This is a genomic window from Candidatus Magnetobacterium casense (genome assembly GCF_000714715.1).
Classification (GTDB): domain Bacteria; phylum Nitrospirota; class Thermodesulfovibrionia; order Thermodesulfovibrionales; family Magnetobacteriaceae; genus Magnetobacterium; species Magnetobacterium casense.
This window is the reverse complement of the sequence record NZ_JMFO01000001.1, coordinates 13,093-27,502: the sequence shown is the minus strand read 5'-3', so window position 1 is coordinate 27,502 and position 14,410 is coordinate 13,093. Positions and strand designations below refer to the sequence as shown.

The 14,410-nt window shown below is 49.1% G+C and carries 12 protein-coding genes; 3 read left to right on the top strand and 9 right to left on the bottom strand.

Annotated features, from left to right (window positions below; translation table 11 throughout):
* The first annotated feature begins 4 nt into the window (after nt 1-4).
* On the top strand, nt 5-1,603 hold the full coding sequence (locus Mcas_RS00105; protein ID WP_040333228.1) for a UDP-N-acetylmuramoyl-tripeptide--D-alanyl-D-alanine ligase: 1,599 nt from the start codon (nt 5-7) through the stop codon (nt 1,601-1,603).
* Nucleotides 1,604-1,612: 9 nt separating this feature from the next.
* On the top strand, nt 1,613-2,788 hold the full coding sequence (locus tag Mcas_RS00100; RefSeq protein ID WP_040333226.1) for a D-alanine--D-alanine ligase family protein: 1,176 nt from the start codon (nt 1,613-1,615) through the stop codon (nt 2,786-2,788).
* 156 nt (nt 2,789-2,944) lie between these two features.
* Here the strand turns inward: Mcas_RS00100 and Mcas_RS17910 are convergent, their stop codons facing one another.
* From Mcas_RS17910 to Mcas_RS00060, 9 genes are all read right to left on the bottom strand, one after another.
* A complete protein-coding gene (locus Mcas_RS17910) occupies nt 2,945-3,094 on the bottom strand; it encodes a hypothetical protein (RefSeq protein WP_156032947.1) in 150 nt (49 codons plus the stop codon).
* Nucleotides 3,095-3,178: 84 nt separating this feature from the next.
* Nucleotides 3,179-3,955: a YkgJ family cysteine cluster protein gene (locus Mcas_RS00095; protein ID WP_040333225.1), complete on the bottom strand. Its 777-nt coding sequence runs from the start codon at nt 3,953-3,955 to the stop codon at nt 3,179-3,181.
* Between the two features lie 152 nt (nt 3,956-4,107).
* A complete protein-coding gene (gene qmoC, locus Mcas_RS00090; RefSeq protein WP_040333223.1) occupies nt 4,108-5,295 on the bottom strand; it encodes a quinone-interacting membrane-bound oxidoreductase complex subunit QmoC in 1,188 nt (395 codons plus the stop codon).
* A gap of 23 nt (nt 5,296-5,318) precedes the next feature.
* Nucleotides 5,319-7,565 (bottom strand): hydrogenase iron-sulfur subunit, encoded by a 2,247-nt coding sequence (locus Mcas_RS00085; protein WP_040333221.1) that lies wholly within the window; start codon nt 7,563-7,565, stop codon nt 5,319-5,321.
* 3 nt (nt 7,566-7,568) lie between these two features.
* On the bottom strand, nt 7,569-8,819 hold the full coding sequence (locus tag Mcas_RS00080; RefSeq protein ID WP_040333220.1) for a CoB--CoM heterodisulfide reductase iron-sulfur subunit A family protein: 1,251 nt from the start codon (nt 8,817-8,819) through the stop codon (nt 7,569-7,571).
* A gap of 197 nt (nt 8,820-9,016) precedes the next feature.
* Nucleotides 9,017-10,990 (bottom strand): adenylyl-sulfate reductase subunit alpha, encoded by a 1,974-nt coding sequence (gene aprA / locus Mcas_RS00075; RefSeq protein ID WP_040333218.1) that lies wholly within the window; start codon nt 10,988-10,990, stop codon nt 9,017-9,019.
* 13 nt (nt 10,991-11,003) lie between these two features.
* Nucleotides 11,004-11,429 carry an adenylyl-sulfate reductase subunit beta gene (gene aprB, locus Mcas_RS00070; RefSeq protein WP_040333217.1) on the bottom strand — a complete coding sequence of 142 codons (426 nt, stop codon included), beginning with the start codon at nt 11,427-11,429 and terminating at the stop codon, nt 11,004-11,006.
* A 141-nt stretch (nt 11,430-11,570) separates the two neighbouring features.
* Nucleotides 11,571-12,785, bottom strand: a complete 1,215-nt coding sequence (sat, locus tag Mcas_RS00065) for a sulfate adenylyltransferase (RefSeq protein ID WP_040333215.1) — start codon at nt 12,783-12,785, stop codon at nt 11,571-11,573.
* 43 nt (nt 12,786-12,828) lie between these two features.
* On the bottom strand, nt 12,829-13,473 hold the full coding sequence (locus Mcas_RS00060) for an adenylate kinase (RefSeq protein WP_040333214.1): 645 nt from the start codon (nt 13,471-13,473) through the stop codon (nt 12,829-12,831).
* A 260-nt stretch (nt 13,474-13,733) separates the two neighbouring features.
* Between Mcas_RS00060 and Mcas_RS15880 the strand changes: the two genes are divergently transcribed.
* A complete protein-coding gene (locus Mcas_RS15880) occupies nt 13,734-14,390 on the top strand; it encodes an FHA domain-containing protein (RefSeq protein WP_052566616.1) in 657 nt (218 codons plus the stop codon).
* Nucleotides 14,391-14,410: the final 20 nt, after the last annotated feature.

The window sequence follows — 14,410 nt, the reverse complement described above, 5'->3', positions numbered from 1 at the left end:
GGGTATGAATATAGAACAGTTGCCAATCGTTGCAAGCATTATTATATCGCCTGTAAGTTTTGTTGCTTATTCAAGTAAACAAATCGTTTATTATCTTCATATGTTGCAATTAAATTCCTATCGTAATGAGCGTTTTATGGCATGGTTGAACACAAACCTTGTAGCACGTCTGAGATTTACTTCGCTCTTGCCTTTGGTAGCCATTGTTTTTTACAATGATTTTCGTTTTCTATTCTGGTGGGGTATTGTTTATCTAGTTTTATTTTACTTCAGAAAAGAAGAACCTCAAAAGAAACCCTTTGTGTATACTGCCCGCGTAAAACGTCTGATCTCTTTGATTGTAATTTGTACTTTATTGATGATGTGGGGTTTATCCCGGTTTATTCAAACTGATGTTTTCTTATTTGAGCTATTTTTTCTTAGCATATTATTGTTTGGGTTTCCTTATTTTTTAATTGCGGTCAATGCGGTGGCTGTGCCTGTGGAAAAAATCATCGGCAAACTGTATGTCAAGGATGCACAAAGACATATCAAAGAGCTATCAACACTCAAGGTCATAGGTATTACCGGCAGCTATGGCAAGACCAGTTCAAAGTTTATTCTCCAGCAATTGCTCTCAATGCAGTATAATTCGCTGATGACTCCGGAGAGTTTCAACACACTGATGGGAGTGACTATGGTTGTCAGAGAACAATTAAAACCTATACACGAGTTCTTCATTGCGGAAATGGGCGCCAAACAAAAAGGGGATATCAAGGAAATCTGTGATTTGGTTCATCCGGGAATTGCCCTGCTGACAACAATCGGTCAACAGCATCTGGAAACCTTTAAAACTCTTGAGAATATTAAAGAGACAAAATCTGAATTAGTCTATTCTTTGCCGCAAACAGGGATTGCTTTTTTAAATGCCGACGATATTAACCAGTCCGGTTTAGAGGGCAAAATTCCAGGTCGTGTAATTCGGTATGGTATCAAAAATGCGCAGGCCGATTATCACGCATATGACATAAATATGGATTTGGAAGGTTTAACTTCTTTCAAGATCGACGTACCGGGTGGTGGCCTTATTAAACTTGAAACTCACTTGCTTGGAACACATAATGTTTACAATATTTTAGCCGCCGTATCCATTGCTCATGAGTTGGGAGTTGACAGAGATAAAATATTTATTGCTGTACGGCAACTAAAACCGGTTCCTCACAGGTTGAATCTTAAAAAGCTGGATACGGGAATATTTATACTTGACGATGCCTTTAACTCAAATCCAAAGGGGGCTGCCTCTGCAATAGATGTCCTTTGTAATCTGAAAGGTAATCGTAAAATTGTTATTACACCCGGTATGGTTGAGCTGGGTGAAATAGAAGTACAGGAAAATAGAAAATTCGGTCAGGCTATGTCAAAGTGTGTGGATTACGTTATCCTGGTGGGGAAATCCGTGCAGACACAAGCCATTTTGGAAGGATTGATTTCAGAGGGTTACAATGAAAATAAAGTATATGTTGCTAAAAATTTTAGCGATGCAAATCAGCACTACCAATCCATGCTAACCCGTGGCGATATAGTGCTATATGAGAATGACCTTCCCGATACATATAACACATGAGGTAAATCAATGAAGAAGACAAAAGTTGGCGTAATATTCGGCGGAGTTTCCGTTGAACATGAGGTTTCTATTATATCCGGCCTTCAGGCCTTCCATGCCCTGGATACGGAGAGATATAACGGTATACCAATTTATATATCAAAGGCCGGCCTATGGTATATCGGCAAAGGCCTGTCCGAGATAGGCAATTTTTCCGATACGGCGTCTCTGCTCGGTAAATCCGTAAATGTCCTTCCCTCCGGACAAAACGGTCAACTGGTTTTACTTAACGCAAATCCAACGTTATTCGGAAGAAAGCCAGTTGAGTCAATCGACATTGTGTTTCCGGTTCTTCATGGCACAAATGGAGAAGACGGCACCCTGCAAGGAATGCTGGAACTTTTCAATATCCCCTACGCCGGATGTGATGTGCTATCTTCAGCAATAGGAATGAATAAAATACTGTTCAAGAGCTTCTTAAAAGGCAATGACATTCCTGCCGTTGACTATGTCGAATTATCCATGGAAAATTGGTTGTTGCATCGGAACGATTGTGTCAACAAGATAGAATCCAGGTTAGGTTATCCGGTTATTGTAAAACCATCCAATTTGGGATCAAGCATTGGTATCAGCGCGGTTAATAATATCAGTGAGCTCGAAAATGCGATTGTAAACGCCGGTCAATACTCCAGGTCAATACTCATTGAACGCCTTGTCCAGAACCTCAGAGAGCTTAACTGCTCTGTCCTGGGAAACGGAGATAGCACTGTTGTATCGGTAATTGAAGAGCCAATACGTAATAGCAATATCCTGAGTTTTTCGGATAAATATGAAGGCGGCAAGACAAAAGGAATGGCATCGACCAGTCGTATTTTACCTGCCCAAATACCGGAACCATTAAAGATAAAAATAGAACGGTTATCAAAGCAGGTATTTACCTTGTTGGGGGCCGGCGGTGTGGCGCGGATTGATTTTTTGATGAATAAGGAAACGGAAGATTTGTACGTCAATGAAATAAATACAATCCCCGGTTCCTTGTCTTTCTATCTCTGGGAAAAGTCCGGCATATCCTTTACCGAACTAACAAGCCAAATGCTAAAGATTGCCCTTGACAGGCACAGAAACAAGGCAAAGAACATATATGTTTTTGATTCAAATATCCTTTCATTAAGGGCAAGTAACGGTAAGATTGGCTCTAAACGTTAACTTGCAAAATATAGCAGATTTCAATTGGAGGTAGCACCACAAGCAACCGTGGTTGCCAGGATTTAAGCCACTTTGATATTTTTCGTAATATGGCATTGTTATTGTGCTTGAGCGATGTGACCACGCCGAACTGGAGTGCTACCTTATGGACAACCTTCACAACCCTATTTCGGCTTTCACCTCATCCAACGTATAGACTCTGCCGGCTTTTATATCGTCCTCTGCTTCCTTGAGAGACTCGATAAAGTCATCACGTAACTCACAGCCAAAGTCAGGGGCTATTACCTCCTCAACAACATCCTTCATCAAATCCCTAAGTTCCTTAACCGTTATCTGACTAACTTTCTTATGTCAGCCTCTGCTCCCATGCCCCCTTGCCTCCACGGATACCTACACCTGACACTTACCCCTTACCGCATCCCTCTTGAGCACCAACGTGGGAGACTTGAACAACGCAAAGAGCAACCACCGGTGGGCAAACTTCATCAACTCCGCCTCATCCTGCCGGATTATTTCAACCTCCTCATCCTCCAGCTCAAACGTGTTCAAAAACGCACTCTTAAACACAAAGTCCCGAAACGAATCCACATCGTAACTGCCCATGAAAAACATCCGTATACTCTTGTCATCGGGGACGCTATCCTTGCTCAACAACTTCTTCTTGAGGATTATGTCAACCCAATCCTTGTTCATGTCCTCGTAGTGGTCGATCTCAAGGTCCTTCTTCCACTGCCGGATGATCCAGTCCCTCTCCTGCACATGCCCCTTGCAAAAATCCTCCTTTATCAGAAAATAAAAATGCCCGCCATCTGTGCCCTTCTTTGCAACTCCATATCCCAACGGATAATACCGACACACCAACGGCCTGTCCCCATAGATCGAACAACCCTCCTCTGTAACAAACCGACACTTACCCTCATCATCCATCCCCAACTTTATAAACGGCAAGTTCGTCTCCTTGGCTATAGTAGTAATGGTGTACCGCAACAAAAACTCACCAGACGTTATCCCCAACCGGTTCTTCATCCTAACTATATCATAAGGTGACAACACTATATCCAACTCCCGACAACAAACATTGTAACACGACAACCCACTGTGACAATCAAACCGAAATCCACTGTCCACATTTAAATCAAATACATCTTTATCTAACTCTTCAAACATTTTTCTTATAGTCCTTTCTTAAACATAACGACAGCACCCCCAGTTTTATATCAGAGTAAGGGTTGCGCATTATGGGGTCAAGGGGTCCGTGACCCCTTGCAGGGGGGGTCTGAGGGGGGGGCGGAGCCGCCCCCCTTCTTCTCTTTTCCTTTTTACATGACGTCGCGTTGAGCCATTTTGGAGTATAGTATGGCAACGGTCCTGTAGACCAGGTGGGCCAACTTTGAAAACGGCAGATACGCAATGATGTAAAACACAAACACCAGGTGTAAAAAATAAACCGGGTACGCCAGGATAGCTACACCGGCAAGCCTCAGCATTTCGGCCAACAATCCCGTTATTGCCAGGATCAGTATGATGGCGGCAAACATCCAGTCAAAGGACGAGGTCTTACTGACAAACCCCTTGTCCTTGAGCCTGTTGGATACTATCATGACACCACCGATCAGCAACGCCAGGGCGCTGACGTTTCCAAACACCTTAAAGGCCATATAGGCAAGAAACACAAGCTCCTTTGAGCCATTAAATAACGCCAGTATGTCGGGGTCTGTCAGCGAGTACGGGGATTCCCATTTCAAGGCATATATGTGAAAGACCCCCCAGTTGGTCGTTATAAACAACCCGATAAATCCAAAGAACACAAGTCTGTGGGCCAGCGTCCTTTCGTTGTTGGCGTCACACTTCTGGAACTTCTTGTGTGTTAAAATCTCCTTGAGCGTTGCAATAAGGCTCGGCATAAACTGGCCATATGCAAGCAACTTGTAGGGTTGCACGTTTAATCTGCACCAGAAGCGGCCTATGCTGACAGCAAAGGAGAGCATCACCAACGTTGCAGTCGTGATAAATATCGGGTCTATGTAGTGGATCGGAAAGAACTTGTCAAACACCACATCGCCATCGGGAAACAGCGGCTGGCCTGAGTGCATGCGAATCGCTATGAATGCACCAAACAGAATAACAGGCAAGGTTAGGGCCACGAGAATGAGAGCCGGATTTCCCACTATGGTGCCCATAAACCGAGGAAAGGCGTTTTCTGCTACAACAGTCTTTCTCAGCACGGACAGCACATCACCGGGGCGTGCCCCACGCGGACAGTACTTGGTACAGTCGTTGCAGTTGTGGCAGAGCCAGATGTCGGGGTCCTTGGCAAGCTCGTCCTTCATGCCCCATTGAGCCATGAGCATCTCTTTTCGGGGAAAAGGATTATCCTTAGGCGTCAGTTCACATACTACCGAACACGTAGCGCACTGATAGCACTTCTTCAGTGTATCGGCGCCGGCCTCCTGCAGACTTCTTACGAACCCCACATCGGGCGTTACTACTGTCGTACCATCACCCATAATAACCTCCTGATTATTTAAGATTAGAAGCCCTTAAATGGATTTGGTCCAAACCCTTTAAGTTTTTCCGAGAAGTCTTCAAGTATCTTTGGCAACTGATCCCACTCGTTGATGGCCAACTGTACCTGTTCAACCCTCTCTGCCTCGAGGTTCAATCTGCCGAGGGTCTCCTGCACCTTGCTGAGGCGTTCGCTTGCCATTTGCGAGCCTTTTATGAAGTGACACTGGTAGTTTTCGCCATACTTGCAGCCAATGAGCATTATGCCGTCAATTCCACGTGACAGGGCGTCCGTTATCCAGACGAGGTTTGTGCCACCGAGGCATCTCAGGGATATGAATCTGTAGTTGGGGTTGAGCTTCATCCTGTTGATACCGGCCATGTCGATAGCGGGATAGGCGTCGTTTTCGCAGATGAGTGTCACAACAAACGGCTCCTCACCCTCCGCCGGGACGTCGAGTGACTTGAGCATTGCCGAAATCATGTCAACGCTGTAGTTCCTGAACGATATGATTCTCTGCGGACAGGCGCCCATACAGGTTCCACACCGGCGGCAGCGATACGGATGCTCCTTTGGAGTACCCTTTTCATCCTCATCGAGGACACCGAAGGGACACTCAACCGTGCATCGGCGACACTGCGTACAGCTCTCCAGGCGGAAGTCCGGGAAGGTTGCATCTCCCGCACGTGGAGATACGGCTTTGCCCTGTGCCGTCAGCTCTATACACTGGATGGCTTTGAGCGCAGCGCCTGTGGCATCGGTGGTTGACTGCAGGCCGTCCATTGGATGTCTCACGGCACCGGCGGCGTATATGCCCGTGCGTCGGGTCTCATACGGGAAGCAGATGAAGTGTGAATCGGGGAAGCCGTACTTGAGGTGCGGCATTTCGGGACCTTGCCTGTATTTGAGATTCAGTGCTAGCGGGAATGCGTTAAGCTCCGGGATATCGCCGTCCTGCGTTTTTTTGATAACGATCTCTCCCACATACTCTGGAGTGATATCATTTACGGCCATCCCGTCGGGGATCATGCTGGAGACCATACCCGTGGCAAGTACCACGATGTCTGCCTGTATGCGCATGTCCTTGCCCAGCAACTGATTATCTACATCCACCAGCAGGCTGCCGTCGGGGGCCTCTGTGATGGCACGCACCTCACCCTTGGCAAGGAATATGCCGGGGTCATCCTGGGTGGCCTTGTAGAAGTTTTCGTAGATACCGGGGGTTCTCATGTCCTTGTATATGATATAGGCGCCGGCATCGGAATTGGACTCCCTGACGTACTTGGCCTGCTTGAGGGAGACGTTGCAGCAGACTACGGAGCAGTAGGGGACGTGCTTTTCATCCCTCTGCCCGGCGCACTGCAAAAACACCACGCTATTGGCCGGTTTACCATCGGAGGGGCGTGTGATCTTACCCTTGAGGGCGATTGTCTCCATTTCGACGTTGGTAACGACGTTTTTGAATTTGCCGTAACCATAAGGCTCTGCAAGCGGTGTGGCGTCGTAGGGCTTCCAGCCCGTGGCCATGATTATGGCGCCAACCCTGAAGGTCTCCTCAGCACCACCCTTGTTGATCTTGACGTCGAACATGCCCGGTTCACCCTCTGTCTGCACTATCGTGGAGTTGAGGTGCACCTTGATGGATGAGTTGCCTTCGACGGCCTTTACCTTGTTGCCGATTGCGGGGGCAAGGAGTGTATCAAAGGGTGGTTTTACGGGATAGCTCTTGTAGAACTTCGTTGCCCATCCACCCAGGGATGCGCCCTTTTCAACGATAACGGCCTTGTAACCGGCTGCTGCTACTTCCAGGGCTGCCGTCAGACCGGCGTTGCCACCTCCGACGACCATGACGGTGCGTTCCACATCGGTGGTTCTGGGTATGGGGACCTCTGCCTTGCTGATGCGGGTTATCCCCATGCGCATGTTGTCGTTGGCGATGGCCTGGGTTGTTTCGGTGTTTGGCGGTTGGGTCCAGACGACATGCTCTCTGATATTCACCCTCTCCGTCACATAGAGGTACTGGTCGAAATCGAACACGTCGGTATTGACACGTGCCGAACATGCGGCTATGACTATTTTGTTTACGCCCTCTTTGTTTATGTCATCGCGTATTACCTGGACGCCTTCGTCGCTGCACAAGAACGGATGGGTTTTACATACGGGTGCGCGCAGTTCATTTTTGGCGACCTTTTCGAGTTCCTCAATGTTTAAGCTCTCACCAATGCCACAGTCCGTGCATATATATACGCCTATTTTTGAATCGTCAGCCATAGTCTACCTCCTCGCTGTTGACTGGATGCCTTTTAGGGCCATTGCGGTTGCATCCTGTAGGGACGTCATTACGTCATTGGGATTTTTGGCTACTCCGGCTCCATAGATACCGGCATCTTGTCCGTCGCCTATGACAAAGCCATTGTCATCGAGTTTTGCGTTGCCAGCCTTGCTTTTGATGGAGGGTTCCATGCCGGTGGCCAGCACTACCATATCCACCTGCTGTGAGATCTTCTGTCCACCCAGGACATCCTCCACGGTCAGGATGGGGTCTGCCGTTTCGCTGTCTTCCTCGATTTTTGCCACCTTACCCTTGACCATGTCGATTATGTTATCGGCCTGTACTTTTTTGAGGAAGTCCTCATATTTTCCGGGTGCCCTGAGGTCTATGTAGTACATGGTGGCTTTGATTTCGGGGTTGGAGTCTCTGAGGTAGGTTGCCTGTTTCAGAGTTGCCATGCAGCAGATTGACGAGCAGTGAGCCATGTGGTTTTCGTCCCTGGAGCCGGCGCACTGGACGAAGGCCACTGAGGTCACGGCCTTGGAGTCCGACGGTCTGACGATTTTGCCTTTAGTTGGGCCGTTGGGGGCGGCCAGTCTTTCCATCATCATGTTGGTGATGACGTTTTTGACCTTTCCATAGCCCAGGTTGTCCATCTTTGTGGCGTCATAGGGGGTCCAGCCCGTGGCATAGATTATGCTGGCTACGTTGAGCTGCACTGTTTCGGGCTTCATGTTCAAATCTATGGCATTATACTTACATGCTCCGACACACTTACTGCACTGTGAGCCGGGGCAGACAGTTGAATCGATTACGTATTTCATGGGGAAGGACATTTCGTGGGGTCTATATATAGCTTTTGTTTTGTCCATTCCGAAGTTGAAGCTATTAGGCCTTTCTACCGGGCAGACCTCTACGCACTTGTCACATGCCGTGCATTTGGAGTTGACAAAGCGCGGACTGATCTTCAGCTGGACGGAGAAGTTACCCTCCGTACCGCTTACACTGTCAACCTCTGCCATTGTATAGAACTTTATATTGGGGTTTTGCTTTATTCTCTTGAAGTTTATTTCTAATCCGCAGTATGGCGGACATAGTTTTGGGAAATAACGGTTTAACTGTGCTACGCGCCCACCGAGGTAGGGGTTTTTTTCCACTATGATTGTGTTGTAACCTGTCTCGGCAGCCTCTATTGCTGTGGTAATACCGCTTATTCCTCCACCTATTACCAAAATACTCTTTTTATCTGACATAAAAAATCCTCCGCGTTTGTTTCAAACATTAAACGGTCTCAGATGTGGCAGGGGTCGCTGTTGCCATTGGGGGGTATCCCTCTGAGGGTGTCCCTGTTGTTGGGCATTCCCTGTTGAGGGCCCCCTTTCCGGCCCCCTCATTGCTGAGGGCAGCGACCCTTTCTACCGCACCTGTAAGGCGCTATTTAGTGTTTATCTTAGTCAGGGATCAGCTGTACATAATCTCTCTTTGAGAGCTCCCACTGCTGTGTGCTGTTGTTGAACTTGGAAATGGTGAAGCACTTCCAGTTTGTATCGTCTACGAGGTCGAAGTCTCCTCTGTAGTAGTATCCGGGGTACCTGGAGTCTTCCCTGAAGAGGATGTGTCTGGCGTGTGACTCACCGGCCCAGATTCTGTGGTAGTTTTCCCAGCATCTCATAAGCTCGTGCAGGTCGGCTGCGGCCATTTTCAGGGAGTCTTCCTTGAGGAGGATCAGTTGTTCGAGTCCTTTTTCGAGCATTGTCTTGCTGGTCATGTACCAGGTTGATACGCCGCCTACGTACTCATCCATGATCTTCTGGAGTCTTGCCTGAAGCATCTTGGGTCTGATGTAGTTGGGGTTGGTATGTGGGTCTGTGCTGTAGTTTTTGTACTTTTCGTATATCTCGTATGGCAGGTAGATTTCACCGGCCAGTTCGTCAACTGACTTTGACAGTTCGGGCTTGTAGTTTGGTTCGTCCAGGCACAGGGCGACCATTGCCTTGGCTGCGATTCTGCCTTCGGCGTGTGAGCCTGAGGAGAACTTGTGTCCGGAGGCGCCTACGCCATCACCGGCTGTGAACAAGCCCTTGACGGTGGACATTCTGTTGTAGCCCCAGTTCCATTCTTTTGGTGCACCCAGGTCGTCCGGTCCGCTAACCCATATACCGGCGCATCCTGCGTGTGAGCCTAAGAGATACGGCTCAGTCGGCATGATTTCAGAGGGGGTCTTGCTGGGGTCGATATTGTATCCAGCCCAAACGCCAGCCTGTCCGATACACATGTCGAGGAAGTCTTCCCATGCTTCGGCTTCGAGGTGCTTGATCTGTTTGGCATCCATGGTCTTTGCCAGTTCTGCCATTGCGTTGTGGGTGTTCATGAGGATCGGGCCTTTGCCGAGCTTCATATCAACCATCATCATGTGGTTTCTGATGGCGGTGCCGAGCTTGTGTGGATCGCTGCAGTACTTGCCGTACTTGGCCTTTGTTGCCTCAAAGTGGGTTACGCAGTAGTCTTCGCCGAGGGCGTTGGTAGCCTTTGCCTTAAAGAACAAGAACCATGCGCCAACCGGGCCGTAGCCGTCCTTAAACCTTGCAGGTACGAATCTGTTCTCCATCAGGACGAGTTCGGCGCCCATCTGTGCTGCCATTGCATAGGTTGAGCCGGCGTTCCATATTGGATACCAGGCCCTACCCTGTCCCTCTGCTACCGAACGTGGTCTGAAGCAGTTAACCGCACCACCGGCGCACAGGAGCATGGCCTTTGCCTTGAATATATAAACCTTGTTCTCTCTGACGCTGAATCCTACGGCTGCCGCTACTCTGTTGGCATCCTTGGGGTCCGGTAAGAGCTTGACGATGAACACTCTTTCAAAGAGGTTCTGTGCTACGCCGGTGCCCTGTCTGTTGAATTCCAGTGCTTTTTTTGCGGCTTCTGCTACGATGACCTTGTATGACTCACCGTTTATCATGATCTGCCACTTACCGCTTCTTACCGGCTTACCGCCTTCGGAGAGTTTTTTGGCAGGCTGTGCGCCGTCCATTGTGTGGCCGTCATCGGCGCGCTTCCATACGGGTAATCCCCACTCCTCAAAGAGGTGTACGGAATCATCTACGTGTCTGCCTACGTCGTATACGAGGTCCTCTCTGATTATGCCCATGAGGTCGCCTTTGACGTATTTTACGTAATCGGCGGGGTCGTTATCGCCCATGTATGTATTGATGGCGGAGAGTCCCATAGCGACGGCGCCGCTTCTGTCCATAGCGGCCTTGTCAACGAGGGTTATCTTGATGCCCTTTGGTGTAGCCCAACGAGCGGCCTCGAAGGCGGCTCCGCAGTTGGCCATGCCACCGCCGATGAGCAGTATGTCGGTCTCGTGCTCGATTATCTCCGGCTTTTGGCAGTATGAAAACGTACAAGATTCTTTTTCCATTCTTTTCTTCTCCTTATTTAATTGTCTTGACCTGAGCCAAGTTGAAGAAACCAGGTTTCTTAAGGGTGGCAAAATCCGGCTCCGGCTTGCCCTTGTACGGGTCTACCGATCCCTCGGCCGTTGTCCTGATCGGGAATTTAAACCTCTTGAGCGATCCATTGCGGAACTTTACGGTCCACATAATTGAGTCTGAGCCCCTCATTGGGATTACGTTTCCACCTAATGGGATGAAGTCCTGATAACCCCTCACCTCTATTGCCTGCTGTGGGCATATCTTTACACAGTTGTAGCACTCCCAGCACTGTTCGGTCTCCTGGTTAAAAGCCTTCATCCTATCACGGTCCAGCTTCATCAGGTTGTTTGGGCAGATGTACATACATGCTGTCTTCTCTTGTCCCTTGCAACCGTCACACTTCTCAGTCATTACAAAACTAGGCATACAAAAACCTCCTTTTAAACTATAACATTATGGCTTAAAAAGCCACTATATAAAACCATCAATCCTTAAAACCCTTCTATCCTTCTTTAAGGAGCCAGGGGGGCAAGATTCGCTCCCCTGCCCTTTTTTTTTATGTCTCTGCTATCCGCCTGTGGCTGCTTTGTGCAGTTTGATCTCGGTTTTTTCCGTCAGACCGGCATAGTACTTCCTGAGAATCTCCAGTACCTCGGGGCGACTGAAGTGGTCAGGGACATCTGTGCCTTCGGAGAGCATCTTTCTTAATGCCGTGCCGCTCAACATGAGTCTGTCTGCCTTACCGTGCGGACAGGTTTTCATTGATGCCATGCCGTCGCACCTGTGGCAGTAGAACGTCCAGTCGATATTCATAGCCTTTGTTTCGAGGGCGTCGGCGGGGATTTCTTTAAATATGTGTTGTGCGTCAAACGGGCCGTAATAGTCGCCTACGCCGGCGTGGTCTCTGCCGACTATGAGGTCGCTGCAGCCGTAGTTCTGCCTGAACAGGGCGTGTAGCAGGGCCTCTCTGGGGCCGGCATATCTCATATCCAGCGGATAACCGGCCTGGATACAGGTATCTTTTACGAGGTAGTGCTCTATCAGGGCGTTGATGCAGTCCTTGCGCACGGGGGCGGGTATGTCGCCGGGCTTGAGTTTACCAAGCAACTGGTGTATCAGGAGACCGTCGCAGATTTCGATGGCTATCTTTGCGAGGAACTCGTGCGAGCGGTGCATGGGGTTTCTGGTCTGGAAGGCTGCAACTCTGCTCCAGCCCTTGTCTTCAAACATCTTGCGAGTCTCTGCCGGGGTCAGGTAGATGCCGGCATATTCGGTGGGGAAGGTACCTTCGCTCAGTACCTTTACAGGGCCGGCCAGGTTGACGTCGCCCTGGGACATGACCATTGCCACGCCGGGATGTTCCTTGTCATCGGTGCGGAATACGGTCTTGCACTCGTGTGTCTTATCTATTGTGTATTTTTCCCTGACGGTCATGGTGCCCATTATTTCGCCGCTTTCCTCATCGACGAGGGCTATTTCTTGTCCCGTCTTGAGACCGTCGGCCTGGTCCTTTGACGTTGACAGGGTGATCGGGATTGGCCAGAACGTGCCATCGGCCATCTTGTAGGAGTCACAGACGCCCTTCCAGTCGTCATAGCCCATGAAGCCATCCAGGGGGGTAAACCCGCCGATGCCGAGCATTATGACGTCTCCGACTTCCCTTGAGGCCATCTTGATCTGTGTAAGGGTCTTGGCCTTGTTCTTTTCCTCTTGTAGTGCGGCTCCCGTAAGTAAGAGAGGTTTCAGCACCTTGTCTTTTCCGTGCGGCTTAACTAATGCCATTTCTAAACTTCCTCCTGATGATTTTTTTGTATGTCCTTAAAAATTATGACGATAAAATGGAGCATATCTTTTTGAAGATTTCGTCGATGTCGCCCGTGCCCTCAACCCTCTTCAGGATTCCTTTTTTCCCGTAGTAGTCGATCAACGGCTCTGTCTGTGCACGATAGACGTCGAGTCTTTTCTTGATGGTATCTTCCTTGTCGTCGTCTCTCTGGTAGAGTTCGCCGGGGCATTTATCGCAACTGCCCTCTTTTTTGGGTTGTGAGAAGTATATGTTGTACATTTGCCCGCAGCCTTTACAGGTGCGTCTTCCGGTGAGTCTTTTGAGCAGGACGTCGAAGTCCACATCGACGCTGAGGGCCACTTGCAGGGGCATTCCCACGGAGGCCAATGTAGCATCGAGGGTTTCAGCCTGTGCCGTGTTTCTTGGGAAACCGTCGAGGATGAATCCCTTTTGACAGTCGCTCTGTGTCAGGCGTTCCTTGACCATGCCTATGACCACGCTGTCGGCGACCAGTTCGCCTCTGTCCATGTATCCCTTGGCCTCTTTGCCTAGCGGGGTAGCGTCGGCGACGGCCTTTCTGAGTATATCTCCCGTCGATATCTGTGGTATACCGTACTTATCGATCAGTTTCTTTGCCTGCGTTCCCTTACCTGCGCCTGGAGCTCCGAGCAAGACTATTCTCATAGTACCTCCCTATTTTTATAAAGAAGATTCGTTTTATCTTTAAGCATAAAACCGCACAAGTATATTAGTCAAAACATTCAATTGTTGTCAAGGAAAAATTTTCCGACCTTGTCAAAAATATTTGGGACGGGTTGCCAGGGGGATTGACTCTGGTGCGATAGTCAATTTTTTCAGGTCTTGAAATTCTTCTGTTATATTGCTATAATATTGGGTGATTAACGGAAACACGCTTAGTATGATAATTGAAGGAGTGATTGTTTATGGCAATGAAAAGATGTCCTGCCGACATGCACTATTACAATCCTGAGAAAAACCCTGAATGTCCTTACTGCAGAAATGCACAGGATGAGAAGATCGGCACCGGCGTATTCAACCGGATGGCTAATGCCGGTGTTGATGACAAGGCGACGACGATCCCTGTGATAAACGTGCCCAAGGTCACTGCGCCCAGGCAGGAGGTCACTGTGCCAAATCCTGAGGTCAGTGCGCCCAAGCCACCGGTGCCTGCCGCTGAGGAGGTCGATGTTGTCACCAAGAGCATCTTTAAGAAGAAGGCGGGGTTTAATCCCGTGGTGGGATGGCTGGTGTGCATAGATGGCAGCGAAAAGGGGAAGGATTACCGCATAAGGCCCGGTATCAACGAGGTTGGTCGTGACGACTCCAGAGACCTGCACATCTCTGTCAAGGGCGATGACATGATCTCCAGGCGCGACCACGCAGAGATTGAATACGACCCCGAGGAGAACAGTTTTTACCTGCTGCGCAAGAAAAATCAGGCGGTCAAGCTCAATGGCGAAAAGGTGCGGCAACCGGCAAAGCTGACGGCATACGACAGGGTTCAGTTTGGGCAGACGACATTTGTCTTTCTCCCCTTGTGTACGGAGCAATTCAACTGGGAAAGTCTGGATAAAAGTTGACGCTTTCAGGTTGGTATTAT

What these genes read in the sequence shown, in the direction of transcription:
- Mcas_RS00100 (WP_040333226.1), top strand. Translation starts at nt 1,613, where the DNA reads ATGAAGAAGACAAAAGTTGGCGTAATATTCGGCGGAGTTTCCGTTGAA.
- Mcas_RS17910 (WP_156032947.1), bottom strand. Translation starts at nt 3,094, where the DNA reads ATGAAGGATGTTGTTGAGGAGGTAATAGCCCCTGACTTTGGCTGTGAG.
- Mcas_RS15880 (WP_052566616.1), top strand. Translation starts at nt 13,734, where the DNA reads ATGGCAATGAAAAGATGTCCTGCCGACATGCACTATTACAATCCTGAG.
- sat (WP_040333215.1), bottom strand. Translation starts at nt 12,785, where the DNA reads ATGGCATTAGTTAAGCCGCACGGAAAAGACAAGGTGCTGAAACCTCTC.
- Mcas_RS00060 (WP_040333214.1), bottom strand. Translation starts at nt 13,473, where the DNA reads ATGAGAATAGTCTTGCTCGGAGCTCCAGGCGCAGGTAAGGGAACGCAG.
- Mcas_RS00085 (WP_040333221.1), bottom strand. Translation starts at nt 7,565, where the DNA reads ATGGCTGACGATTCAAAAATAGGCGTATATATATGCACGGACTGTGGC.
- Mcas_RS00080 (WP_040333220.1), bottom strand. Translation starts at nt 8,819, where the DNA reads ATGTCAGATAAAAAGAGTATTTTGGTAATAGGTGGAGGAATAAGCGGT.
- qmoC (WP_040333223.1), bottom strand. Translation starts at nt 5,295, where the DNA reads ATGGGTGATGGTACGACAGTAGTAACGCCCGATGTGGGGTTCGTAAGA.
- Mcas_RS00105 (WP_040333228.1), top strand. Translation starts at nt 5, where the DNA reads ATGAATATAGAACAGTTGCCAATCGTTGCAAGCATTATTATATCGCCT.
- Mcas_RS00095 (WP_040333225.1), bottom strand. Translation starts at nt 3,955, where the DNA reads ATGTTTGAAGAGTTAGATAAAGATGTATTTGATTTAAATGTGGACAGT.
- aprA (WP_040333218.1), bottom strand. Translation starts at nt 10,990, where the DNA reads ATGGAAAAAGAATCTTGTACGTTTTCATACTGCCAAAAGCCGGAGATA.
- aprB (WP_040333217.1), bottom strand. Translation starts at nt 11,429, where the DNA reads ATGCCTAGTTTTGTAATGACTGAGAAGTGTGACGGTTGCAAGGGACAA.